The 25300-nt window shown below is 64.6% G+C and carries 24 protein-coding genes; 14 read left to right on the plus strand and 10 right to left on the minus strand.

The genetic code is table 11. The features are described from left to right. Position 1 precedes the first annotated feature (1 nt). Together plsY and V3330_RS16275 are read right to left on the minus strand one after the other, a co-directional pair. Positions 2-634, minus strand: coding sequence for a glycerol-3-phosphate 1-O-acyltransferase PlsY (plsY, locus tag V3330_RS16270; protein WP_354696506.1), 633 nt, complete (start codon positions 632-634; stop codon positions 2-4). 53 nt (positions 635-687) lie between these two features. Beyond that, on the minus strand, positions 688-2454 hold the full coding sequence (locus tag V3330_RS16275) for a DegV family protein (protein WP_354696507.1): 1767 nt from the start codon (positions 2452-2454) through the stop codon (positions 688-690). 242 nt (positions 2455-2696) lie between these two features. Between V3330_RS16275 and V3330_RS16280 the strand changes: the two genes are divergently transcribed. After that, positions 2697-3038, plus strand: a complete 342-nt coding sequence (locus V3330_RS16280) for a PspC domain-containing protein (protein WP_354696508.1) — start codon at positions 2697-2699, stop codon at positions 3036-3038. Positions 3039-3131: 93 nt separating this feature from the next. Here the strand turns inward: V3330_RS16280 and V3330_RS16285 are convergent, their stop codons facing one another. Then, on the minus strand, positions 3132-3374 hold the full coding sequence (locus tag V3330_RS16285) for a glutaredoxin family protein (RefSeq protein ID WP_354696509.1): 243 nt from the start codon (positions 3372-3374) through the stop codon (positions 3132-3134). Between the two features lie 123 nt (positions 3375-3497). Here V3330_RS16285 and V3330_RS16290 point away from each other — a divergent pair, with 123 nt between their 5' ends. The 6 genes from V3330_RS16290 (at position 3498) to V3330_RS16315 (ending at position 12100) form a co-directional block, all read left to right on the plus strand. After that, complete coding sequence (locus V3330_RS16290) at positions 3498-4871, plus strand: L-serine ammonia-lyase (protein ID WP_354696510.1); 1374 nt, start codon at positions 3498-3500, stop codon at positions 4869-4871. A 5-nt stretch (positions 4872-4876) separates the two neighbouring features. Further along, a complete protein-coding gene (locus tag V3330_RS16295) occupies positions 4877-5830 on the plus strand; it encodes a peptidoglycan DD-metalloendopeptidase family protein (RefSeq protein WP_354696511.1) in 954 nt (317 codons plus the stop codon). Positions 5831-5891: 61 nt separating this feature from the next. Continuing rightward, positions 5892-7493, plus strand: a complete 1602-nt coding sequence (locus tag V3330_RS16300; protein WP_354696512.1) for a peptide chain release factor 3 — start codon at positions 5892-5894, stop codon at positions 7491-7493. Then, entirely contained in the window at positions 7490-8848 is a 1359-nt protein-coding gene (locus V3330_RS16305) for an MATE family efflux transporter (protein ID WP_354696513.1), read from the plus strand. Before V3330_RS16300 ends, V3330_RS16305 begins: the two co-directional genes overlap by 4 nt. Before the next feature lie 82 nt (positions 8849-8930). Next, positions 8931-10205 carry a NupC/NupG family nucleoside CNT transporter gene (locus V3330_RS16310; protein WP_354696514.1) on the plus strand — a complete coding sequence of 425 codons (1275 nt, stop codon included), beginning with the start codon at positions 8931-8933 and terminating at the stop codon, positions 10203-10205. Positions 10206-10219: 14 nt separating this feature from the next. Beyond that, positions 10220-12100, plus strand: a complete 1881-nt coding sequence (locus V3330_RS16315) for an MFS transporter (RefSeq protein ID WP_354696515.1) — start codon at positions 10220-10222, stop codon at positions 12098-12100. A 39-nt stretch (positions 12101-12139) separates the two neighbouring features. Here the strand turns inward: V3330_RS16315 and V3330_RS16320 are convergent, their stop codons facing one another. From V3330_RS16320 to msrB, 3 genes are read right to left on the minus strand one after another with little or no spacing between them, the layout of a single operon-like run. Beyond that, positions 12140-12487 (minus strand): putative signal transducing protein, encoded by a 348-nt coding sequence (locus tag V3330_RS16320; protein WP_354696516.1) that lies wholly within the window; start codon positions 12485-12487, stop codon positions 12140-12142. A 4-nt stretch (positions 12488-12491) separates the two neighbouring features. Continuing rightward, positions 12492-12926: a VOC family protein gene (locus V3330_RS16325; RefSeq protein WP_354696517.1), complete on the minus strand. Its 435-nt coding sequence runs from the start codon at positions 12924-12926 to the stop codon at positions 12492-12494. After that, positions 12923-13351, minus strand: a complete 429-nt coding sequence (msrB, locus tag V3330_RS16330) for a peptide-methionine (R)-S-oxide reductase MsrB (RefSeq protein ID WP_354696518.1) — start codon at positions 13349-13351, stop codon at positions 12923-12925. The genes V3330_RS16325 and msrB overlap by 4 nt, the downstream gene beginning before the upstream one ends. Positions 13352-13392: 41 nt before the next feature. Here msrB and V3330_RS16335 point away from each other — a divergent pair, with 41 nt between their 5' ends. The 6 genes from V3330_RS16335 to apaG all read left to right on the plus strand — a co-directional run bounded on the left by V3330_RS16335 (position 13393) and on the right by apaG (position 20378). Further along, complete coding sequence (locus tag V3330_RS16335; protein ID WP_354696519.1) at positions 13393-14544, plus strand: aminopeptidase; 1152 nt, start codon at positions 13393-13395, stop codon at positions 14542-14544. A 39-nt stretch (positions 14545-14583) separates the two neighbouring features. After that, positions 14584-16770, plus strand: a complete 2187-nt coding sequence (locus V3330_RS16340) for an LPS-assembly protein LptD (RefSeq protein ID WP_354696520.1) — start codon at positions 14584-14586, stop codon at positions 16768-16770. Positions 16771-16854: 84 nt separating this feature from the next. After that, the gene (locus V3330_RS16345) at positions 16855-18198 is read left to right on the plus strand and encodes a peptidylprolyl isomerase (protein ID WP_354696521.1); all 1344 of its coding nucleotides are present in this window, start codon (positions 16855-16857) and stop codon (positions 18196-18198) included. Positions 18199-18210: 12 nt separating this feature from the next. Further along, complete coding sequence (gene pdxA / locus V3330_RS16350) at positions 18211-19191, plus strand: 4-hydroxythreonine-4-phosphate dehydrogenase PdxA (RefSeq protein WP_354696522.1); 981 nt, start codon at positions 18211-18213, stop codon at positions 19189-19191. Continuing rightward, positions 19188-19976 (plus strand): 16S rRNA (adenine(1518)-N(6)/adenine(1519)-N(6))-dimethyltransferase RsmA, encoded by a 789-nt coding sequence (gene rsmA / locus V3330_RS16355; protein WP_354696523.1) that lies wholly within the window; start codon positions 19188-19190, stop codon positions 19974-19976. The genes pdxA and rsmA overlap by 4 nt, the downstream gene beginning before the upstream one ends. A gap of 45 nt (positions 19977-20021) precedes the next feature. Beyond that, complete coding sequence (apaG, locus tag V3330_RS16360) at positions 20022-20378, plus strand: Co2+/Mg2+ efflux facilitator ApaG/CorD (protein ID WP_354696524.1); 357 nt, start codon at positions 20022-20024, stop codon at positions 20376-20378. Between the two features lie 3 nt (positions 20379-20381). Here apaG and V3330_RS16365 read toward each other — a convergent pair whose 3' ends face one another. Next, positions 20382-21974, minus strand: a complete 1593-nt coding sequence (locus V3330_RS16365; protein WP_354696525.1) for a tetratricopeptide repeat-containing sulfotransferase family protein — start codon at positions 21972-21974, stop codon at positions 20382-20384. Positions 21975-22108: 134 nt separating this feature from the next. Here V3330_RS16365 and V3330_RS16370 point away from each other — a divergent pair, with 134 nt between their 5' ends. Continuing rightward, a complete protein-coding gene (locus V3330_RS16370) occupies positions 22109-22924 on the plus strand; it encodes a symmetrical bis(5'-nucleosyl)-tetraphosphatase (RefSeq protein ID WP_354696526.1) in 816 nt (271 codons plus the stop codon). Between the two features lie 16 nt (positions 22925-22940). On the opposite strand, the gene V3330_RS16375 is transcribed toward V3330_RS16370, so the two are convergent. Genes V3330_RS16375 through lgt form a run of 3 tightly spaced genes read right to left on the minus strand, consistent with a single transcriptional unit; the run spans position 22941 to position 25178 of the window. Then, positions 22941-23438 (minus strand): dihydrofolate reductase, encoded by a 498-nt coding sequence (locus V3330_RS16375; protein WP_354696527.1) that lies wholly within the window; start codon positions 23436-23438, stop codon positions 22941-22943. A gap of 25 nt (positions 23439-23463) precedes the next feature. Continuing rightward, the gene (locus tag V3330_RS16380; RefSeq protein WP_354696528.1) at positions 23464-24297 is read right to left on the minus strand and encodes a thymidylate synthase; all 834 of its coding nucleotides are present in this window, start codon (positions 24295-24297) and stop codon (positions 23464-23466) included. After that, the gene (lgt, locus tag V3330_RS16385; RefSeq protein WP_354696529.1) at positions 24294-25178 is read right to left on the minus strand and encodes a prolipoprotein diacylglyceryl transferase; all 885 of its coding nucleotides are present in this window, start codon (positions 25176-25178) and stop codon (positions 24294-24296) included. Before lgt ends, V3330_RS16380 begins: the two co-directional genes overlap by 4 nt. Between the last annotated feature and the right edge of the window lie 122 nt (positions 25179-25300).

The raw sequence follows: 25300 nt of genomic DNA on the forward strand, positions 1-25300 counted from the left end.
CTCAACGAAACCAGTTTCGCAACATGGCGCGCTGGAACCGGTGTTCCGTGCCGGCCCGCATGTTGCGAATGTTGCCGCGATGGGTGAACACCAGGAACGCGGCGAGAAAAACGGTGTAGGCGAGATGCGCGCCCGGTGCGTCAAGCCACAGCATGGCCGGTACCAGGCTGATGGCGGCAAACATGGTGGCCAGGCCCACCCAGCCGCTCAGGATCAACACCAGCAGCCACACGCCGAGCATGGGCGCGATGGCCAGCGGTTGCAGTACGCACAGGGTGCCCACGGCGGTGGCTGCGCCCTTGCCGCCGCGGAAGCCGTGCCAGACCGGATAACAATGGCCAAATACCGCGGCCGCGCCGCAGGCGACGGCCTGCACGGATGCGGCAACCGGATCGCCCAGTCCGGGCAGGGGCAAGCCGGGAATGAAGCCGGCAGCCAGCGCACCCTTGCCCACATCGATGACCACGACACCGAGGGCGAACAGGAATCCCTGGGTCCGAAGGGCATTGGTGCCGCCCGCATTGCCGCTGCCGTGCTGACGAATGTCGACGTGGCGCAGGCGCCCGATGATGAGACTGCCGGACACCGAGCCCAGTGCATAGGCAAGCAGGATTTTTACGGTCAGCGCGATCATGATTCTCTGCCCCTTATTCTCTCACTGATACGCGAATCCCGCGCGGGTCCGGATCAAGCCAGCACCTCGGGTTGCGGCGCGAATCCCACGATCAGGCCGCCCGGCCCCAGGTGCACGCCCAGCGCCGGACCCGCTTCGGTCACGTGGCAGGAGTGAATGCGGCCGTGCTGGCGCAGAATCCGCCGGCGCAGTTCGGACGCCCCCTCGGCATGGTTGGCATGCGCGATCAGTACCCGATACATGCGTTCATCCGCCATCAAGCGCACCGCGGTGCGGGCCAGAGCCTGCGGGCGGGCCCCTCGGCCCCGGTGAAAACCCGCCAGGCTCAAACGCCCTTCCGGGTTGGCGGTGAGCACCGGGTTGATGTGAAGGCGGTCGGTCAGCCATTTGATCCAACGCGGCACGCGGCCGCCGCGCACCGCGAAGGAAAGATCACTGGCGACCGCCACCACACGCGTCAGCGGACGCAACTCCCGCAACAGGGCTTCCACCTCGTCGGCGGACATACCCAGTTCAGCGGCCTCGGCCGCGAAGATCGCCAGAAGTCCCTGACCGGCTGAAGCGCTGCGGGAATCGAACACGCGCACGCGGCCCTGATCCTGCCGCCCCGCGGCCTGCTCGGCGGCTGCTGTCGTACCGCTGAGTTTCTGCGACAAACCCACCGATACCACATCATAGCCGTGCGAGGTCAACAGGGCATACACCCGCCCGAAATCCCGGGTTGGAGGTTGCGAGGTCAGCGGCGGCTCCGGAGCCGTGGCCAGCAGGTCATAAAACGCTTCGGCGCTGAGCGACACGCGGTCGAGATACTCGCGGTCGCCGAAACTCAGGCGAACCGGAACGACATGAATGCCCAGCCGATCGATTTCCGACGGCGGCGCGTCACCGCCCGAATCCATGACGACCGCCACCTGGCCGGTCTGGTTGAGCAGGCCGTGCTGCCGCTCCATGTCGTCGGCCTTCTGCTGGACAATGGCGCCGAACGCCTCGCAGGCCAGGAATACGTCGGCGGGGGTGTTCACGTGCACATGCACCCGCACCCGCGAGCCACCCCCGGCGACCACCAGGGAACTCGAATCCAGGGCCTGCAGGGCCGTCATGACCGCATTGCGGTCCAGGGACTCCCCCTCGATCACGCATTCGGTGCAGTAACGGTGATCACCCACATCCAGATCCGGGCCGGTGGTGGCCACGGTGTCGGCCAACTGCTCGGGCAGCGCTTCGGTGAGTCCGCGTTCGATATAGGTCCAGATACCATCGAGCAGGTCGACGAAGCCCTGCGCACCGGCATCGACCACGCCGGCCTGCTTGAGCGCCGGCAGCTGATTCGGCGTGTCCAGCAGCGACCGGCGCGCCCGGTCGAGTCCATACCGGATCAGGGTGCGGATATCGTCGACCCCGGCATCCGCCCGGTCACGCAGCTCGCTTGAGAAATCCTCCAGCACAGTCGGCAAGGTGCCGGGCACGGGCTCCGACATAGCGGTCCACGCCGACGCGGCGCCGCACTGCGCCGCCCGGGCGAAACCTTCGGCCGTCAGCAGGCGCCGCCCCTCGATGGCCTCACTGAAACCATGGAAATATTGCGCCATAATCGCCCCGGAATTACCCCGCGCGCCATCGAGAGCGGCAGCGGCGACCGCCGCCATCAATTGATCGACGCGGTCGTAAGGATTCTTCGCTGTGGCATCGAGGATGGCCTTGAACGTGAAGGCCATGTTGGTGCCGGTATCCCCGTCCGGCACCGGGAACACGTTGATTCGATTCAGATAGTCGCGGCGCTGAAACAGGTGCGCGATGCCCGCCGCGATGGCGCGGATCATGCGGTTCCCGTCAAGGTAGGCGATGGCAGGTGAGCGCGGTTTCAGAGCGAATGCACCGGGTCGGGCCAGAATTGCCGATACGACGAGTCTATCACAGCATGGGGTGGCGAAATTCGCCACTCAATCGCCGCAACCGCCTGTTTGCGCGGCCCGTGGGGCGTGTGAAGCGTGACTTCACGCCCATGTGCGGCTGGCACGAAACCTGCATAATCCCAAGGGTAGCTATCATCACGGAGACTGGAATGACCGCGAACTGCATTCTGCAGGAAATTCGGGAAGCACTGGAAGGGCGGCCGGGCCAACCCCTGGTGCTCGGCGTATGCCAGACCCTCGCGGAGCGCTGGGGCCATGAAGCCTGGCGCATCCGACTGGCCGTTCTCATCGGCTGCCTGATCTGGACCCTGCCCACGCTTGCCGCCTACGTGATCGCCGGCTTCGCGCTGTCGAAGACCGAGCGCCGCACGCGCGACTTTTTCTCCGGCCTGGCCGTACTGGCGCGCGAAACCACCAGGAAGGTCACCGACGCCCTGGGACGGCTGTTCGGCGACGATGGGCCCGAGGATTACCACAGCCGCGGGTACTGAGTCCGGAGAAAGTGAAACGCGCCGGCCGTCGCACCCGGACCGGCCCCCTGACCAGCCACCGCGTCGAAGACAGGCGCGGGCCATCCATTACGATCAAATCTCCAATTCGGCGAAAGCACTGAGTTGCTCCTCGGAGAATGGCCAGTACAGCGCCTGGTCGACATCCGGCCGGTAAATCACCGGTATGCGGGTGCCGTAGCGGGTGATCAGGTCGATATCGGACTCGATGTCGACCCGCTGCCAGGGGATGGCGCCGTTCTCGAGCATCTGGGCAGCCAGGTCGCACAGATGACATTCAGGCCGCGTGTATAAAATGAGTTCGCGTGCGCGTTTCAATGAACTTGCTCCGGGTTGGGTGGGTCCATTCCGTTATAACCCATTGAAGCGGTAAACGCAGCGCGGCGCGGGCACAAAACGCGTTAATCTATGCCCTGCGACGACATGACGGCGGGAGCCAGGATGGCAGTCAGCGTTTTCGATCTGTTCAAAATCGGCATCGGGCCTTCCAGTTCGCACACGGTCGGCCCGATGAAAGCCGCCTGCACCTTCGCTGGCCTGCTGGACAAAGACGCAGTTCTGGAGCAGGTCGCCCGCGTGCGCGCCACCCTGTTCGGCTCGCTCGCGCACACCGGCCGCGGCCACGGCACGGACAAGGCCGTGATGCTCGGTTTGCAGGGCGAACGGCCCGACCGGGTAGACCCGGACCGCATCGACGGCATGCTGCAGTCGATTCGCGACCAGCGCCGCATCGACCTGCTCGGCCGCCACGCCATCGATTTCAATGAAAAACAGGATCTGCGCTTCAACAAGCGTGACACCCTGCCCCACCATCCCAACGGCATGCGTTTCGAGGCCTTCGACGCCGATGGCACGGAACTGCGGGCGCGTGAGTACTACTCCGTGGGTGGCGGCTTCGTGGTCAACCAGGACCGCGCCGCCGAAGACCGTATCGTCGCCGACGAGACCCCCCTGCCGCACCGGTTCAACTGCGGCGACGAACTGCTGGCGCAGTGTGAGCGGCACGGCCGTTCCATCGCAGCCTTGATGCTCGAGAATGAATTGACCTGGCGGGATGAAGCAGCCATCCGTACCGGCCTGCTGGATATCTGGTCGGCCATGGACGCCTGCATGGAGCGCGGATTCCGGCAGGAGGGCAACCTGCCGGGCGGCCTGCAGGTCAAACGCCGCGCTCCGCGGCTGCACCGGAGCCTGTCGGAACAGGGTCATCCCGGTGATCCCCTGAATACGCTGGACTGGGTCAACCTGTTCGCCCTGTCGGTGAATGAGGAGAACGCCGCCGGCGGCCGCGTCGTGACCGCACCCACCAATGGCGCGGCCGGCATCATCCCGGCCGTCATCCAGTACTACCGCAAGTTCGTACCGGGCGCCGGCGAAGACGGCATCATCGACTTTCTGCTGACCGCCGGTGCGATCGGTATCCTGTACATGCAGAATGCTTCCATCTCCGGGGCGGAAGTCGGCTGCCAGGGCGAAGTCGGCGTGGCCTGCTCCATGGCGGCCGGTGGCCTGACGGCGGCCATGGGCGGCTCCCCGCTGCAAGTGGAAAACGCGGCCGAGATCGGCATGGAACACAATCTCGGCCTGACCTGCGACCCGGTGGGCGGGCTGGTGCAGATACCCTGCATCGAGCGCAATGCGATGGGTGCGGTCAAGGCCATCAATGCCCAGCGCATGGCGGTACGCGGAGACGGCAAGCACCGCGTTTCGCTGGACAAGGTAATCAAGACCATGCGTGATACGGGGGCCGACATGAAGAGCCACTACAAGGAGACATCGCGGGGCGGACTCGCGGTGAACGTCATCGAATGCTGAACCGCATGTTTCAAGCTTCCCTGGCTTCCATGCGCTGGAGCCTGCTGGCCTGCCTGGCGGTCAACGGCATCGCCACCGCCAGCAACATCTACAAGTACCAGGACGAAAACGGCATCTGGCATTTCACGGACCGTGCGCCGACCGAGAACACCGAGTTCGAAACGGTCTTCATGGAGCGCGAACCCGAACCGCGCATTCGCATGCGGCAGGAAGGAACCCAGACCAGCCCGGTCTACCTGCTGTTCAACGACTACTGGGGCCCGGTGCAGGTGGAGCTGAAACTCCTCCATGCCGAAAACGTCATGGCGGAACCCGACCTGCCCGCCCGATTCGTGGTTCCGGGACAGACCGAACAGGCGCTGGTCGGCCTCGGCGCCCTGGACGAGCGACGCGGCTTCAGCTACCAGTTGCAGATGGCTTCGGTGCCGGGCCCGCCGGTCGCCGCGGTGGCGGAGGATCTGGTCATCCACCCGCCGTTCCGCTCCGGCGAATCGTGGCCGATCAGCCAGGGTTTCGGCGGCGGCAAAACACACGGCGGACCGGACAGTGTCTACGCCGTCGACATCGTGATGCCGGTCGGCACCGATGTACTGGCCGTGCGGGACGGCGTGGTCATGGACGTGGAAGACGACTTCAATCGTGGCGGCACCGACAAGGAGCGCTATGCCCACAAGGCCAACCACGTGCGTGTGCTGCACGACGACGGCACCATGTCACTGTACGCACACCTCGATCTGGCGAGCGTGAAAGTCCGCCCCGGAGCGCGGGTGCGGGCAGGCCGTGTGCTGGCCCGTTCGGGCAACACCGGTTTCAGTTCAGGCCCACACCTGCATTTCGTGATCCAGCAGAACACCGGCATGGAGCTGGTCTCGGTACCGTTCCATTTCCGGCAGCCGGACGGGGCGACCGCCGTTCCCGAAGAACGCCGGATTCTGCGCGGCACCCTGCCGGGCCGGTAAGGCCGCCAATCTGCTAGAATGGCGTGTTTTTTTACGCGCCCGTGCGGCCCCGAATCCACCGATGCCCAAGCTCAACGAAGAACGCGCCCGGCGGCGCACGTTCGCGATCATTTCGCATCCCGACGCCGGCAAGACCACCCTGACCGAAAAGCTGCTGCTGTTCGGCGGCGCCATTCAGATGGCCGGCGCCGTCAAGGCCAAGAAAGCCGCCCGGCATGCCACCTCCGACTGGATGAAGCTGGAGCAGGAACGCGGTATTTCCGTGACCAGTTCGGTTATGCAGTTCCAGTACCGCGAGCGCATCGTCAACCTGCTGGACACACCCGGCCACGCCGACTTCTCCGAAGATACCTACCGCACACTGACGGCGGTGGACTCGGCATTGATGGTGATCGACTGCGCCAAGGGCGTCGAGGAACGCACCATCCGCCTGATGGAAGTCTGCCGGCTGCGTCAGACGCCCATTTTCACCTTCATCAACAAGCTCGACCGTGAAGGCCGCGATCCGGTGGAACTGCTCGATGAAGTGGAATCGGTGCTGGGTATCGAATGCGCGCCGGTGACCTGGCCCATCGGCATGGGCTCGCGGCTCAAGGGCGTGTATCACCTGCTCGATGATGCCGTTCACCTGTACGAATCGGGACGCAACTACGTGACCCAGCAGGCGCGCATCATCGAGGGACTGGACAACCCGGAACTGGATGAAGTGCTGGGCGGCGACGCGGCGGAGTTGCGCGACGAGATCGAACTGGTGCGAGGCGCCAGTCATCCGTTCGACCCGGACCGCTACCTGGCCGGACAGCAGACCCCGGTTTTTTTCGGTTCGGCGATCAACAATTTCGGCGTCACCCCGCTGCTGGATGCCTTCGTCGAACACGCTCCGGCCCCCGGACCGCGCGAAACGGTTGGCCGCACCGTGGAAAGCACTGAGCCCGACCTGACCGGATTCGTGTTCAAGATTCAGGCGAACATGGATCCGGCACACCGCGACCGGATCGCCTTCATGAGAATCTGTTCGGGCCGCTTCGAACGCGGCATGAAACTGCACCACGTGCGGCTGGGCAAGGACATCAAGGCAGCCAATGCGCTGACCTTCATGGCGCAGGACCGCGAACAGGTTGAAAATGCCTGGCCGGGAGACATCGTCGGCCTGCACAACCACGGCACCATCGGTATCGGCGACACCTTCACGCTGGGTGAGTCCCTGCAGTTCACCGGCATCCCCAATTTCGCGCCCGAGTTGTTCCGCCGCGCTCAGTTGCGCGATCCGCTGAAACTCAAACAACTGCAAAAGGGTCTGATCCAGTTGTCGGAAGAAGGCGCGACCCAGTTCTTCCGGCCACTGAACAACAACGACCTGATCCTGGGCGCCGTCGGCGTGCTGCAGTTCGACGTCGTCGCCTATCGCCTGAAAAACGAGTACAACGTGGACGCGATTTTCGAGAACATCAATATCCATACCGCGCGCTGGGTCCGCGGGACCGACCGCAAACTCGACGACTTCCGGCGGCAGATGCAGACCAACGTCGCCGAAGACGCGGCCGGACAGCTCGTTTACCTGGCGCCGTCGCGCGTCAATCTGCAGCTCACCGAGGAACGCTGGCCGGACCTCGAGTTCGCCGAAACGCGGGAAACGCTGCTGTTCGCCGAGCCCGATCGGTGAGAGCACTCGCCGCGCGACTGGCGGGCGGGTATCCCGACGCAGAGCGCCGCGGCCGTATCTGGCGCATCGCGCTGCCCATCATGGGCGGCATGATGTCGCAGAACATTCTGAACCTGGTCGACATCGGCATGGTCGGCCGCCTCGGTGACACGGCGCTGGCCGCCACCGGCATCGGCAGTTTCACCAGTTACCTGGCCATTTCCTTCATCATCGGCCTGGCCTCCGGTGTTCAGGCGCTGGCGGCGAGGCGCCTGGGCGAGGGCCGCGACGGCGAAACCGCGGTACCGCTCAACGGCGGCCTGCTGTTGGCCCTGGTGCTGGGCATTCCCATCGGGCTGTTGCTGATCGCCCTGACGCCCCGGATTTACCCCTTCCTGACCACCGACGGCGCCGTCGCGGCCCTGGGCATCCCGTATCTGCAGGTGCGGCTGCTGTCCGTGGTGGCGGTGGGCATGAACTTCTCATTCCGGGGTTACTGGAGTGCCGTTCACCTCACCGGCATCTATCTGCGCACCATCGTGTTCATGCACGTGTGCAACATCTTTCTCAACTGGGTGCTGATCTTCGGCAACCTGGGCGCGCCCGAAATGGGTGTGTTCGGCGCCGGGCTGGCAACGACCATTTCGCTGTATATCGGCACCCTGATCTACTTCTGGTTCGGCTTGCGTCACGCCCGGCAAAGCGGATTCCTGCAAGCCATGCCGTCGATTCAGACCCTGCGGCAGCAAATGCGGGTTTCCCTGCCGGCCAGCCTGCAGCAATTGTTCTTTTCCGCCGGGCTGGTGACGCTGGTCTGGATTGTCGGCCGCATCGGCACGGCCGAACTGGCGGCCGTCAACGTGTTGATGACGTTTCATATCACCGCCATACTGCCCGCGCTCGGCATCGGCCTGGCCGCCGCCACCCTGGTCGGCAATGCCCTGGGCCGCGGCGATCCGGATGATGCCGAGCGATGGGGCTGGAACGCGTCGGCCCTGACCCTGATTTACGGCATCGTCCTGACCGCCGTGCTGATCCCGCTGGCCGAACCGATCCTGGGCGTGTTCCTGACCGACCCCGCCACCCGAAAACTGGCCTGGCTGCCGATGGTGCTGTGGGCTTCGGTGCTAGCCTTCGACGCCGTGGGAATGATCCTGCAAAACGCGCTGATCGGGGCCGGGGACACGCGGCGCAGCATGTGGATCACCGTGATCGCGCAATGGGTGTTCTTTCTGCCGGCCGCTTTCCTGGTGGGGCCGGTACTCGGATTCGGTCTGCTGGGGGTGTGGATCGTGAACGGGTTCTACCGTCTGGGGCAGGCCCTGGTGTCCGCGCGCCAATGGCAATCCCGGCGCTGGATCGGCATCGAGCTCTGACCGGCATGATTTGATACCGGCAAACAAAGCCGATACATTGCCCCGCAGTGCCGTCGTCGGCTGGACTCGCCAGGGAGAGTGCATGATCGCAACCATCGCCTACGGTCTGTTCGGCCTGTCCATCCTCGTTGGCATCGCCTGGAGCCTTTCGAGTCGACGCGACCGGATCGACTGGCGATTGATCCTCTCCGGCATCTCACTGCAACTCCTGTTCGCCATCATCGTCATCCTGGTGCCTGGCGGCCGGCAATTCTTCGACTACTTCGCACGATTCTTCGTCAAGATCGTCGAGTTTGCACTGGTCGGCTCGAAATTCATCTTCGGCGAACTCGCCGATGTCCAGTCCTTTGGATTTGTCTTCGCGTTTCAGGTTCTGCCAACCATCATTTTCTTCGCATCGCTGATGGCGGTCCTGTACCACCTCGGCGTCATGCAGAAAATCGTCCAGGCCATGGCCTGGGTGATGCTGAAAGTGCTGCGCACCAGCGGCGCGGAAAGTCTTTCGGTGGCCGCCAACGTGTTTGTGGGCCAGACCGAAGCGCCACTGGTGGTTCGCCCCTACATCGCGCGCATGACCCAGTCCGAGCTGTTCACGATGATGGTCGGCGGCATGGCCACCATCGCTGGTGCGGTGCTGGCGGCCTACATCGCGCTACTGGGTGGTGGGGACGAAGCGCAGCGGCTGTTTTACGCCCGCCACCTGCTGGCGGCCAGTGTCATGGCCGCCCCCGCGACCATCGTGATTTCCAAGCTGTTGAAGCCGGAAGTGGACGAATCGCTGACCAGGGGCAAGGTGCGCCTGCACGTTGAGCAGACGGCGGAGAACGTGATCGAAGCCGCCGCCAACGGCGCCGGGGACGGCGTTCGACTGGCATTGAATGTCGGCGGCATGTTGCTGGCCTTCATCGCATTGATCGCCATGATCGACTATCCGCTGGCCTGGGTTGGCTCGGCAACCGGCCTGGAAACGCTCGCCGGCCAGCCGCTCAGCCTGTCGGTCATTCTCGGCTACGTGCTGGCGCCACTGGCCCTGATCATCGGCGTACCGTGGCAGGATGCCGTCGCGGTCGGCGGGCTGATCGGCGAGAAAGCCGTGACCAACGAATTCGTCGCCTACGCGCACCTGAATGAAATCAAGGACACGCTGTCGCCCAAAGCGGTACTGATTTCGACTTATGCGCTATGCGGCTTCGCCAACTTTTCATCGATCGCGATCCAGATCGGTGGCATTGGCGGTCTGGCGCCCGAACGACGCTCCGACCTCGCCCGCCTCGGCCTGCTGGCCGTTCTGGGGGGAACCCTCGCGACCATGATGACGGCCACGATCGCCGGGGTGCTGACCACCCTGGCCGGCTGAGGTCCGCCGCCGGCGTGTCGAGTTCATCGCAGTTCTCCCTGTTCGGCCAGCGCCGTTTCCTGCCGTTCTTCATGACCCAGGGTCTGGGTGCGTTCAACGACAATGTCTTCAAGAACGCGCTGGCCGCACTGCTCGTGTTCAAGAGCAGCCAACTGGCGGGCTTGAACACCGACCAGGTCGTGAACCTCAGCGCCATGCTGTTCATTCTTCCGTTTTTCCTGTTTTCCGCACTGTTCGGCCAGTTCGCGGACAAGTATGAAAAGTCGATGCAGATCCGGCGGGTCAAATTGCTCGAAGTCGGCATCATGCTGTTCGCGACCCTGGGCTTCTGGCTGGACAGCATCACCCTGTTGCTCGGCGTTCTGTTCCTGCTCGGCCTGCAGTCGACGATTTTCGGACCCATCAAATTTGGAATCCTGCCGCAGATTCTGCGCCGCGAAGAACTGGTCGGCGGCAATGCACTGGTGGAGATGGGAACCTTCGTGGCCATCTTGCTGGGCACCATCGCCGGCCCCCAACTCGCCGGAATCGAGACCGACTGGCCGGCCTGGGTCGCGGCGGCCTGCCTGGCCATCGCCGCCACCGGATACGGCTTCAGCCGGCGCATCCCCGAAGCCCCGGCCGTCGCACCCGAACTGAAAATCAACTGGAATGTTCTGACCGAAACCGTTCGCAACCTGCGTTACATCAATACCAACCGGACCGTGCTCCACAGCGTGCTGGGCATCTCCTGGTTCTGGTTTTTCGGCGCGACCTTTCTGGTGCAGGTGCCGAGTTACAGCCAGAATGTTCTGGGGGGCGACGAAGACCTGATGTCCGGGCTGCTGGCCTTGTTCATCATCGGTATCAGCACCGGATCGCTGCTGTGCGAAAAGCTGTCCGGAAAAGTGGTGGAGATCGGCCTGGTGCCGTTCGGCGCCTTCGGCCTGACCGCGTTTGGGATCGACCTGTACTTCGCGTCCCCGGCCAACCCGGGCGTCGGCGTTTCGGTCGGCGGTTTCTACACGGACCCGGGCAATTGGCGGATCATGGCTGACCTGCTGCTGATCGGCGTTTTCGGCGGATTCTACACCGTGCCGCTTTACGCCCTGGTGCAGCAACGCTCCGATCCTTCGTACCGCTCCCGGGTCATTGCCGGACTGAACATCCTGAACGCCCTGTTCATGGTGGCGGCCGCGATCCTCGCGATGCTGCTGCTGGGTGGCGCCGGCTTCAGCATTCCCGAACTGTTCCTGCTCACGGCGATACTGAACGCGGTGGTCGCGGTTTACATCTTCACCCTGGTGCCCGAATTCCTGGTGCGCTTCCTGGTGTGGATGCTGATCCACACGATCTACCGGGTACGCATGACGGGCGAGGAGCACATCCCGGAACGCGGCCCGATCATCGTGGCGGCCAACCACGTCAGCTTCGCCGACCCGCTGATCCTCGGTGGCATGATCCGGCGGCCGGTGAACTTCGTGATGTACTACCGCATCTACCGGATTCCCCTGCTCAATTTCATATTCCGTACCGGCAAGGCCATCCCCATCGCCGGCCGCGACGAAGACCCGGAAATTCTCGAAAATGCTTACCGTCGAATTCACAAGGTCCTGGGCGCCGGGCAGGTGCTGGGGATTTTCCCCGAAGGCGGGATCACCCACGACGGCGAGATTCAGCCGTTCAAACCCGGCATCGAAAAAATCATCCAGGAGCAGCCCGTACAGGTGATCCCCGTGGCCCTGTGCAACCTGTGGGGCTCGATGTTCAGCCGACGCGACCCGCTGCACCGGCGCCGGCCGTACAAGCTGTGGGCAAGGGTGGATGTGCGGGTCGGGGCCCCGATTCCAGCGCAGGAAGTCACGGCCGAACGCCTGCAACGCGAAGTGGAACGTCTGCGGGGCGACGACCGCTGAGCGGGCGGGACAGGATGGCGACCGGGCGGGCTGCGGCGCTCAGGACACGGGCGCTGGTTGCGGCGCTCCGTCGGCGTCGGAGTCGGGGCGCGGCTCTCCGCACTGCCAGCATTGCAGGAACGGCGCTTCCACGTCGGTGCCACATGACCCGCAGGTCCAAGCTCCACGCGACTCAACATCGGTCACGCTGCGCAACAGCTCGCGGGCCCGCGGCAGATCGGCTTCTTCGAGCACGAACAACTGCGGACAGATTTCCACGAAAGGCAATTCTCCCAGGGCGCCCGCCGAGAACTGATTCTTAAGGAAGGTCCGAATGCCGTGGGATTCCAGCAACGACTGCAACTGGCCGGCATGACTGAGGTCGAAGCTTTCGAATACCTTGAACATGGTCTCAGCGCGCGAACAGCTGGTCCGGATCGGCCAGCGCCTTGAATTCAACGGCGTTGCCGGCCGGATCGCGCACGAACATCGTCGCCTGCTCGCCCGGCTGACCACGGAACCGGACATGGGGTTCGACGTCGAAAGGAATGGCCGCCGCGGTCAGACGTTCGCGGGTCTTTTCGAAGGCGGCGGGATCGAGCACCATGCCGAAGTGCGGAACCGGCACGCCGTGGCCATCCACCGCGTTGCGGAGCGACCCGTCTGCGGAATGCGCGGCTGGCGCGAGATGGCAAACCAGTTGGTGGCCGAAGAAATCGAAGTCGATCCACTGCGGTGCGCTGCGTCCCTCGGCACAACCGAGCACGCCGCCGTAGAATGATCGTGCCGCCTCCAGGTCGTCGACCGGGATGGCGAGGTGAAACGGGCCGAGCGGGGCGCGGTTCATTCCGGCTCCGGTTCGCTGTCGGCCGCCGATGGCTCGAAGTGCAGCGATGCCGAATTGATGCAATAACGCATGCCGGTTGGCGGCGGGCCGTCCGGGAAGATGTGGCCCAGGTGGGCATCGCAGTTCGGGCACAACAGTTCGATGCGCTGCATACCAAGGCTGTGATCAGGCCGTTGCACGACGTTTGCCTCGTCGAGTTCGGAATGGAAACTGGGCCAGCCGCAGCCCGCATTGAATTTGCTGCCGGAGTCGAACAGCGGATGACCGCAACACACGCACCGATACTGCCCCTCGTCCCAGTGCTCCTCGTATTCGCCGCTGAACGGGCGTTCGGTTCCCGCCTGGCGGGTGACGCGGTATTGCTCGGGCGTCAATTGACTGCGCCATTCCTCATCGGTCCTGGTGATTTTCGTTTCGTCTGTCATGTCATTCGCTCAAAGGGATTGCACTTGTCGGAGACCCGATTATGACCCGCTTGCCCGCAACGGGTTCAAGTCGCGAACGCACCCGGGGGCGGGATTCACGCCGACGGTCCGTTCGCGCCGGCACCGCCATCCTGCTCGCGTTGACCGTTTTCGCCCTGCTCCCGGCAGGCGGTTGCGCCGGACCGGGATACTACGCACAGGCCATTACGGGTCACTTGCGGCTGATGCACGCCCGCCAGGACGCCGGTGAACTGATCGCCGACGCGGCCACCGATCCGGCACTCGCGGCCTCCTTGCGTGAAGCCCGCGCGATTCTCGAATTCGGCCGCGACAACCTGGGCCTGCCGAACTCGGACAGTTACCGGCAGGTCGTGATCACCGGCCGCGATGCGGTTACCTGGAACGTCGTCGCGGCCCCCGAGTTCTCCACGGTACCACGACGCTGGTGCTTTCCGGTGGCGGGTTGCGTTCCTTACCGGGGTTATTTCGCTCGCGACAAGGCCGAGGACTTTGCCAGCCGCCGCGCGGCGCACGGCGAGGACGTGGCGGTTTCGCCGGCCACCGCTTATTCCACCCTGGGGTGGTTCGACGATCCGCTGCTCGACACCATGTTGCGGTACGGCGATGCGGAACTCGCCGCCCTGTTGTTTCACGAACTGGCGCACGAAAAGCTCTACGTGGGCGGCGATACCGCGTTCAACGAAGCCTATGCCACCTTCGTCGCGGCCGCCGGAGTCCGGCGCTGGGCGGCGGCCACCGGCCGCACCGCCCTGGCCCGTCAATGGGATGCCCGCCGCCTGGCGATGCGCGATTTCAATCACCTCCTGGCCCAAACCCGCGACGAACTCGACGAGTTGTACGCCAGCGGGCTGCCCGAACCGGATCTGCGGGATCGCAAAAAGGCCGTGTTCGAGCGGATGCGGTCACGCTACGCAGGGCTGGTCGAGTCGTCCTGGGGCGGCGCGGACTACTTCGGAGGGTGGATGGCCACCTCCTTGAACAACGCCCACCTCGCGCTGATGGACCAGTACCAGGGGGGTGACTGCGCGTTCGCCACCCTGTTCAAACAGGCCGGTGCGGATTTCGAACGGTTTCACGCCCTGGCCAGCGACCGGGCGAAACTGCCTGAAGCGGAGCGCGCGAAGTGGCTGAAAACCGGTTGCGACGGGTTTGCTTCCGGTACCGATCTGTGACACTTTAGCGCGCTTGATCAACCGCAGCGACATCCTCCCGTGATTCCGACCCACTGCAGACATGTCCTGGCGCCGCTGGCCTGCGGCATGCTCGCGCTGATACTCCCCCTGGCCGCCCCGGCGCAAACGGAACCATCCGGGACCCTGCTGTGCCCTGACCCGGTCCTCGGCCCCATGCTTACCGCCACGCCCGACCGCAGCCAGGAACCCGTCGTCATCTTCGCCCGCAGTCTGGACGCCAGCAAGACCCGGACCGGTATCGCCCAGGGCGATGTGGAACTGTTTCGCGGTGACCAGCACCTGGCCACCGAGCAACTGTTTTTCGACCCTGTCGAACAGGTCGTGACCGTCCCCGGCCGGCTGGACTACAGCGACCAGCAGGTCTGGATACGGGGCGAAGACGCTCGCTACGCTTTCCGCGAGGAATCAGGTCGCTTCGAAAACATCGACTACGGGCTGAGCGGCTCCAGCGCGAACGGGCATGCCCAACACGCCGTACTCACCGGGGGACATACGTCGAAACTCTACGACCCCGACTTCACGACCTGTCCCACCGAGCAGCCGGACTGGGAACTGTCGGCCTCGCAGATCGAACTGCAGCATGACGAAGGCATGGGCGTGGCACGCAATGCCAAACTCATGTTCAAGGGCGTACCCATACTTTACGCCCCGTATTTCACCTTCCCCATCGATGACCGGCGCAAATCGGGCTTTCTGTACCCCAGCCTGAGCAACACCAACGACAACGGCATCGAAATCGGCGTGCCATGGTACTGGAATATCGCCCCGCAACAGGACGCCACCCTGGAACCCAGGTACTTCACCAGCCGCGGCTCCATGCTGTCCGGGCAATACCGGTTTCTGACCGGCTCCAGTCAGGGCCAACTGGATTTCGACTACATGCCCGACGACCGCAAGACGGACGAAGCCCGTTTTGCCTACCGCCTGGACGCGCAGGCCAGACCGCTGGAGCGATGGCGGGCCCGGTTGCTGATCGACCGGGTGGGCGACGACCGCTATTTCCAGGATTTCGGCTCCAGCCTGTACCAGACGTCGCTGCAGTACCTGTACAGCAGCGCGACCGTCACCGGCGTCGGACAGTACTGGAACGCCGAGATGCTGGTCGACACTTTCCAGGTCATCGACGAGAGCGTGACACCCGAGAACGAACCCTACCGACGCCTGCCACGCCTGGCATTCTGGATGGACCGGCCGTTCGGGCCCCGCGGCATGGCCTTTGCGCTGCAGTCCGAGGTGGTCTATTTCGACCGGGGCGCGGGTGTGGACGGCGCCCGTTTCGACTTGCTGCCCACCCTGTACTGGCAGCGCCACGTGAGCTGGGGATTCATCAAACCCAGCATCGGCTACCGCTACACCGCTTACGACCTGGAGGGCCACGCGGACACGGCTGACGATTCGCCCACCCGGGGCACCTCCATCGTCAGCCTGGATTCGGGCCTGTATTTCGATCGCCGCAATGCTGACGGCAGCACCCAGACCCTCGAGCCGCGCCTGTTCTACCTGCACGTGCCGTACGAGCAACAGGATGATCTTCCGCGCTTCGATACCGCCGGCTACACCTTCGGCTTCAGCCAACTGTTCAATACCAACCGATTCACCGGCGCGGACCGGCAGGCCGACGCCAACCAGCTATCGGTGGCCATCAGCACCCGAAATTACGACTCCGCCAGCGGGGAGGTCCGCTGGAGCCTGAATGTCGGGCAGATCTTCTACTTCGAATCGCCCGAAGTGAGCCTCCTCGAAGACCCGACACCGGACCCGGACCTGTCGCCGTTCATCGCCGAGTTCAACTGGCACCCCTTCGCCCGCATCAGCGCACGCACCGGCCTGCAGTGGGACTGGGAGGAAGACCGGCTCGACGTGGCCAGTCTGGGACTGAGCTACGCTGGTGACGACGGCCGCCGTGCCAGCCTGGACTACCGCTTCCGCCGCGACCGGGTGGACCAGTTCGACCTGCGGGTGGCGTGGCCGATCAACAACGCCTGGCGCGTGGTTTCGCGGGTCAATTACTCGTTCGAGGAGGACGACCTGCTCGAATTCCAGGCGGGATTGGAGTACGAAAGCTGCTGCTGGGCTTTGCGCACGGTGCTGCGCCGATACCTGAAAAACCGCGACGGCGATTTCCGCGACGGCATCTATGTCGAACTGCGGCTCAAGGGCCTGGCCAGCATCGGCACGCGCAGTCTGGACCTGTTTGATTATTAGCCGGCCGCCGATGATGTAAAATGGAAACTCACCGCGCGGCGCACGGTCTGACCTCGCATATCGACGATTCCGGAGTTTTCCCGAATGAAATTTTGTACCGCCCTCAAATCCGCTCCTGGCGCCGCCCTGGGAACCGCCCTGGCTACTCTCATTGCCGCGACCACGCTGCCGGCGATCGCCACCGCGCAGTCACCCGGCGTGCAACCCATCGATTCCATCGTCGCGCTGGTCGATGAAGACGTCATCCTGCGAAGTGAACTGGAACTGGCGGTGGAGGGTATCGTCGAGCGAATCCGGGCCAGCGGCGAAGCCATGCCATCGATGGACCTGATCGAGCGCCAGGTACTCGAGCGCCTGATCCAGCGAGAACTGCAGGTGCAAAAAGCCCTGCAGACCGGAATCCGGGTCAGCGACTCCGATATCGATCAGGCCCTGGTCGGCCTGGCACAGCAGAACAACATCACCGTGCAGCAGATGCGCGAGGTGATCGAAGCGGACGGCGAGGATTTCGCCGAATTCCGGCGCAACATCGGCGAGGAAATCCTGACCGAGCGGCTGCGCCAGCGCATCGTCAACGGCATGACGCCCATTTCCGACACCGAGGTCGACATTCTGCTGGCATCCGAAGACGCGGGTGGCGGCGAGTACAACATTTCCCACATCATGGTGCAGCTTCCCGAAGGCGCGACCCCGCAACAGATCCAGGAAGCCGGGGAAGAAGCCGCCGACATCCACCGTCGGCTCACCGAGGGCCTCGATTTCGCATCCGCGGCCATCAGTTATTCCGACAGCCAGGAAGCCCTGGAGGGTGGCGAAGTCGGCTGGCGCGATCTCAACAGCATTCCCGCATTCTTCGCCGATGCGATCCGGGATCTGCAGCCCGGTCAGTTCACCGACCCGATCCGCAGCCCCGGTGGATTCCACATCGTCAAGGTCAACGACTACCGCGAACAGCGGCAGGTGGTCGTCAAGGAATACCATGCGCGTCACATCATGGTGGAAATCAACGAGTTGATCGGAGCCCGCGCGGCCATGGATCGCGTCACCGACATCAAGCGCCGGCTCGACGCCGGTGAGGACTTCGCCGAACTGGCCAAGGAGTTCTCCGACGACCCAACCAGCGCCAACCTGGGCGGCGACATGGGTTGGTTCCCGCCGGAGGCCTACGGTGAACGGGTGGCGCAAACGCTGACCGGACTGGATGAAGGTGAGATCAGCGAACCCTTCCAGACCGTGGCGGGCTGGCACATCATCCAGATGCTGGGCCAGCGCGAAACCGACCGCACCGAGGAAGCCATCCGCGAGGAAGCCCGAGCCAAAATCCGCCAGCAGAAGGCCGAACTGGAAATCGAGCGCATGCTGCGCCAGTTCCGGGACGAGGCTTTCGTCGAAATCCGGCTGCCGGGCGCTGAAAGCGCGTCCGGCTGATTCGGCCCGTCCGTGTCCGCCCGGCCGTGTCTGGCCGTTACCCCCGGTGAGCCGGCCGGCATCGGTCCGGAGATCGTACTCCGCCTGGCGCTGGAGCATCCGGAACTCGACTTCATCGCTGTCTGCGATCCCGAACTGATGCGCGAACGCGCCCGCGCGTTCGACCTGCCCGTGCATGTTCATGAGGAAAACGAACCCGCGGCGAAGACTGGCGCGTCACTGGCCTGCCTCGCCGTACCCCTGGCCGAGCCGGCCGAAGCCGGCCGGCTGTCGCCAGCCAACGCCGGCTATGTGCTCGATACCCTGCGCCTGGCCGTGGAGCGGGTGCGCACCGGCCGCGCTTCCGCACTGGTGACCGGCCCGGTCAACAAGGCCATCATCAACTCGGCCGGCACGCCGTTCAGCGGCCACACCGAATTTCTCGCCGGGCTGGCCGGAGTCGACCGCGTGGTCATGATGCTGGCCGCCCCGGGCCTCCGGGTGGCCCTGGTCACCACCCATCTGCCGCTGCGTGACGTGGCGGATGCCATCACGCCCGTGGCCGTGGAGGAAACCATCCGGATTACCGCCCGTGATCTCCGCAACCGTTTCGGTATCCGGAAACCCCGGCTTCAGGTTCTGGGCCTGAACCCGCATGCCGGAGAAGGTGGGCACCTGGGCAGTGAAGACGAGGCCATCATTCTGCCGGCAATCGAGCGTTGCCGCGCCGATGGAATCGATGCGCACGGCCCGATCCCGGCCGATACGGCCTTCAACCCCCCGCGGTTGACCGAATGCGATGCCGTCGTCGCCATGTACCACGACCAGGGGCTTCCCGTGCTCAAGCACTCGGGTTTCGGCGAAGCGGTCAATATCACACTGGGGCTGCCGTTCATCCGCACGTCGGTGGACCACGGTACGGCGCTCGACATCGCGGGCCGCGGGATCGCCGATGCGGGCAGTCTGTATACGGCGGCCGCGATGGCCGAGTCGATGGCCGCGGCCGCCCGGTGAAGCACCGCGCCCGCAAACGGTTCAGTCAGAACTTTCTCAAGGATCCGGCGGTGGTCGCCCGGATCGCCGCATCCATCGATGCCGGCCCGGATCAGACCGTGGTGGAAATCGGACCCGGCCACGGCGCGCTGACCCGGCCCCTGCTGGCCTCCGGCGCCGCGCTGCACCTGATCGAAATCGACCGCGATCTGGCCGCGGAACTGCGCACCCTGCTCCGCGACCACCCCCAGGCGGTTCTGCACGAAGCGGATGCACTCGACATGGATTTCGGTACGCTCGCCGCGAATGGCCCGCTGCGGGTCGTCGGTAATCTGCCGTACAACATTTCCACGCCCCTGCTGTTCCACCTGTTGCAGTGGAGCGAGATCATCACCGACATGCATTTCATGCTGCAGCGCGAAGTGGTGCAGCGCATGGCGGCCGGGCCCGGTGGCCGGGACCGTGGCCGTCTGTCGGTCATGTGCCAGTTGCAGTGCCGCGTCACGCGCCTTTTCGACGTGCCTCCGGAAGCCTTCATACCCGCACCGCGGGTGCACTCCAGTGTCGTCCGCCTCGAACCGCACGAATCCCCACCCGTGGTACTGGAATCACGCGCGGCCTTCGGACGCGTGGTCAGTCAGGCCTTCAGCCAGCGTCGCAAGACCCTGCGCAACAGCCTGCGCCAATTGCTGACGTCCGAGCAGATCAGCGCCGCAGGCTGCGATCCGGGCGCCCGTCCCGAAACGCTGACCCTGGAGCAATTCGCCGCGCTGTCGCGGCGGGTGGACGCAACGGTCGCAGGATGACCTAGAATTAGGAACAAGGGGAGCTGCAAGCCGGAGTTTATCGCAATGAGTCAGGTCGAAATTCAGCCCAGCCCTTCCTTTCTGGGAAGGCAGCAGGGGCATTACGCGTTCGCGTATGAAATAACCATCACCAATCGCTGCAGCGAGCCCGTCCAGCTGCTGAACCGCCACTGGATCATCACCCACGGGAACGGGCAGATCGAAGAGGTTTACGGTGAAGGCGTGGTGGGCCAGCAGCCCCGGTTGAATCCCGGGCAGTCCTTTACTTACCAGAGTGGCGCCCTGATCCCGACCCGTAACGGATCGATGTCCGGCAGCTACGAATTCACCGACGATGCCGGCGAACGCTTCCGCGTGGCCATCCCCGAGTTCGTTCTGGCCGCACCCGAATCTCTGCACTGACCATCAAACGCCTTCGCGCTCGAGTGCCTCGCGCAGCGGTTCGAGAAAACGGCCGTAACGTTTCCAATGGCCCACCCCGGACCGGTGGATGGCCTGACGGACCTGAGCGGCGCTGGCTGTCGCCACCGCGCGCCGCGCGTCCTGCGGGCGCAGGCAGGCTTCTTCGAACGGCAGTCCGGCGAAGTCCAGCAACGCCCGGGTTTCCCGTTCGGGCTCGGCCACCAGCGCTTCGTAATCCACCACCTTCACCCGGTCCGGCACACGTTCGGCCCACCAGGTCATCTGACGCTCGCTCTCCCGCCAGTACGCGGCCAGATCATCGAAGTCATAGCTGAATTCCGATCCGCTGATGAACAGCTGCCGGTAACAACTCCAGCAGACGTCCATCGGATCGCGCCGCACCGCCACGACCCGGGAGTCCGGATGCATGGCCAGCATCACGCCGATGTAAGGCAGGTTGCCCGGCAATTTGTCGGTGAACACCGGAGTTTGCCGGTACCAGTGGCGGCACTTTTCCAGATACTCCCGACCGAGCGCAGCCCAGTCTTCGGGCGTGGCTTTCACCGCCCAGCGGGCCAGACCGCTGCCCCGGCGGCGCGAAACATCAGCGACGATGCGCGGCAGCCACGGCAGTTCGGAAGCACCGGTCACGGCACTGTGAGCCGCCAGGATCTGTTCGGTGAGCGTTGATCCGGACCGCGGCAGACTGACGATGAACACCGGCCGCGGCACACCGGGCGTCTCGCCGCGCTCAGGCAGACGAAGGTCGCTCATCGCGGTCCTCAGTGCTTCCATCCACTGGCCGAAGGCATGCCGGTCCCACGGCGCCGATTCGCGCTTGAGCCGATTGCCCCTGGCGTAATGCTCGAAGGCCGCCTGCTCGTCGCCGGCGGCATCCAGCGCCGTGGCCAGCGCGAACTCGAAAAATACCTGTTCCTCCGTGGCACGGCCGACCCCGCCGGCCAGACCGCGCAGGGTTTCCCGCTCATCGCCGGTGAAGCCGCCTGACTTGAGATTGGATAAAGACCACCACGCGGTTCCCGCGTCCGGCTGACTGCGGATGGCCGCACGGTAGTGGGCCGCCGCGGCCTCGATTCGCCCCAGCGCCTTGTTGACGTCACCCAGGCCGATCAACGCGGCGTAGTGACCGGGCTTGAATCGCAGCACCGTCTCCAGCGGTTCCACGGCCTCGGAGGCCCGGCCGGCGGCCTTGTAGGCCATACCGAGGTTGTAGGCGAAAACCGGACCGTGATCCTCCAGAGATCCCTCCGGTTCAACCGGACACAGGGGCAACAGACGCTCCAGCGCCTCGTCGGCCCGTCCCAGTCCGAGCAGGACCTGCGCGTGATCTCCCGCCGCGTCTGTCGACCGCGGTGATGCGTCGGCGACGGCGCGCAGCAGAGGTTCCGCGGCCGCAGGGCGGCCAATCCGCGCCAGCACGATGCCGCGCATGCGCATCACCTCGACCCGACCCGGGTGGGCGACATCGAGGCGCTCGAGCAGATCCAGCGCCTGCTGCACGGATCCCGCGCGCAGCAGGACCGAGGCTGATTTCAACCCGGCGCCCACATCGTTATCCGCTGGTTTGACGTTCACCTTTCATCCTGTTCAGGTTTCGCTGCGCAGAGTAGCAAATCCAACACGAAGGCAGGGCCCGCCGGTTCGGGACGAACCGGTTTGCGCCTGTGTTACCCTCTGGCGGGTTCGCGCCGACAATTCGAATCTCATTCATGGCAACCTACCTGATCGGTGACATTCAGGGCTGTTACGACGCGCTGCAGCGCCTGCTCGACAAGGTGCGTTTCGATACCGCGGCCGACCGGCTCTGGAGCTGCGGTGACCTGGTCAATCGCGGCGGACAGTCCCTGGAAGTTCTCCGGCTGCTGGAAAGCCTGGGCGATCGATTTCTCGCAACCCTCGGCAACCACGATATTTTCCTCCTTGGCGAGGATGTGCGCTGCCCGGACGGCCAATCGAAGAACCGGGAATTGCGTGAAGTCCTGCTGGCCGGGGATCGTCAGCGACTGATGGGATGGCTGCGCCGGCAGCCGCTGATGCACCATGATCCGGACCATGGTCTGCTGATGATGCACGCCGGTCTGATCCCGCAATGGGACGCAACGACGGCACTCGCCCGCGCCGCCGAAGTCGAACAGGTGCTGCGCTCGGACCAGGCGGCGGACTTCCTCGCCCGGGCGCACAAGAACAAGTACCGGCGATGGCGCGATGAACGCACGGGGCTGGACCGGCTGCGGCTGATCACGGCCATCCTCACGCGTATCCGCTTTTGCGACGCGAGCGGCAAGGTTCTGTGGAGCGCCAGCGGCCCGCCCGGAACACAGCCCGCGCCTTACCGCCCGTGGTTCAAGCACAGCCACCGAGCCAGTCGCGACGTGCGCATCGTGTTCGGTCACTGGGCGGCGCTCGGCCTGAGGATCCGCAAGCGGACCCTCGCGCTGGATTCCGGCTGCGTCTGGGGAGGGCGGCTCAGTGCCTGGCGGCTGGAGGACGAACGGTTGTTCCAGGTGCCGGGAAAGTACCGCTGAATCCGGGCGTGATGATTCAGTCGCGGAGGTACTCGATCACCTCGAACGCATGGGCGTTGTCGGCATCGGCGGCCACGTGACGCCGTGAGCTCACGCGCCACTCCGAGGTATCGAAAGCGGGAAACCACGTATCCGCCCGCGGCTCGCAGTCGACCACGGTCAGGACCATGCGGCCAGCCATCGGCAAGGCCTCGGCATACAGCTGACCGCCACCGATCACCATGACCTCGTCACCCTGGGCGAGACGCAGCGCCTGCGGCAGTGAAGCGGCCGTCTCGCAGCCGGGCGCAACGTAACGGGCATCGCGGGTCACGACGATGTTCTGCCGGCCCGGCAGCGCCTTGCCGATCGACTCGAAGGTCCGGCGGCCCATGACGACGGGTTTACCCAGGGTGGTGGCCTTGAAGTGCCGCAGTTCCGCCGGCAGGTGCCACGGCATGCGGCCGTCGAGCCCGATCGCACGGTTGCGCGCCACAGCGGCGACCAGGGTCAGTCTTTTTCCTTCGGAATTCATCGTGGGGCTGCCGCAGGGTGCCGGATCACACGGAGATCGGCGCCCGGATCACCGGGTGGTGCCGGTAGTCGACCAGGTCGAAATCCTCGTAGCGGAAACCGAACAGGTCACGACGTTCGGGGTTCAAACGCATGCGCGGCAACGGATACGGATCCCGCTGCAACTGGGTGTTCACCTGGTCCAGGTGATTGAGGTAGATGTGCGCGTCACCCAACGACAACACGAAGTCTCCGGGTTCGAGGTCACTGACCTGCGCGATCATCATCGTCAGCAGGGAATAGGACGCGATGTTGAAGGGCAGGCCGAGAAACGCATCGGCGCTGCGCTGGTAGAGCTGGCAACTGAGCCGTCCGTCAGCCACGTAAAACTGGAACAGGGTGTGGCAGGGCGGCAGGGCCTGCAGGCCGGCCGCCGCGTTTTCCGCCGGCCGCCGCGACTCGTCGGGCAACACCGCCGGATTCCAGGCGGAGACAATGTGCCGGCGCGAATCGGGCCGCTCGCGCAGATCACGCAACAATTCGGTCACCTGGTCGATTGTCCGGCCGTCATGGGCCTGCCAGGATCGCCACTGGGCGCCGTAGACCGGGCCGAGTTCGCCGTCCGGTGTCGCCCATTCGTCCCAGATCGTCACACCGTGGCGCTTGAGGTAGTCGATGTTGGTTTCGCCACTCAGGAACCACAGCAATTCATGGATGATGGACTTGAGGTGCAGTTTCTTGGTGGTGACCGCCGGAAATCCCCGGGCCAGGTCGAAGCGAAGCTGGGCTCCGAACACGGAAATCGTGCCCGTGCCGGTCCGGTCTTCCTTGCGCGTTCCGGTATCGAGAATATGCTGCAACAGATCCAGGTAGTTCTTCATTCGGGTAACTCCCCCGCCCGTCCATGCGCGTGGCGGCGATAAGCCCAAACCATGATCGCGATTCCGGCAATCACCATCGGCAGCGACAACACCATGCCCATCGTCAGCCAACCGCCGACCAGGTACCCGATCTGGGCGTCCGGCTCGCGGAAGAACTCGGCGATGAAACGAAAACAACCGTAACCCAGCAGGAACAGGCCGGCCACCGCGCCCACCGGCCGCGGCCGTCGCGAATACCAGATCAGCACGATGAACAGCGCCAGCCCCTCGAGCAGGGCCTGGTACAACTGGCTGGGGTGGCGCGCGAGATGATCCAGCGCCCCCTCGGCCCATTGAGCGCGCAGGACTTCGGACCGCCAGCCACCGGGCTCGACCGCGTTGGCGAATATCATGGCCCAGGGCAGGTCGCTGTAGCGCCCCCAGAGTTCCCCGCCAATGAAATTCCCCAGCCGGCCCAGCGCGAGTCCCACCGGCACCAGCGGAGCGACGAAGTCGGAAACCTGCCACAGACTGCGGCGGGTACGCCGGCCGAACCACGTCATCGCCACGATCACGCCCACCAGCCCGCCGTGAAACGACATGCCACCCTGGTTAATGCGGAACAGGAACAAGGGATCGGCCAACAGGCTGTCAAATGCGTAGACCAGAACGTAGCCGAGGCGCCCACCGACGACGACACCGATCATGCCGTAAAAGAGGAAATCACCGACTTCCTGCGAACTCCAGCCCGTCCAGGGACGCCGGCGGGCCAGCCGACTGCCGGCCATCCAGAAAAACACGAAACCGAGCAGGTACATGATGCCGTACCAGTGCACCTGCAGTGGCCCGACGCTGATCGCGACAGGATCGATGGCGACGTACAAATGACGGGATGCGCTCAAGGTCGGAAGGGCCGAAAGATGCGGAGGAATGAGATCGTATTGAAAAACGGTACAATGGCCACCGGGCGGAGCATAGGACAGCACCTGGACCGCCGCAAGTCACCGAGGAGAAGGGACGCTGC

Origin of the sequence: Elongatibacter sediminis, assembly GCF_037892215.1 — a bacterium.
Lineage (GTDB): Bacteria > Pseudomonadota > Gammaproteobacteria > Xanthomonadales > SZUA-36 > Elongatibacter > Elongatibacter sediminis.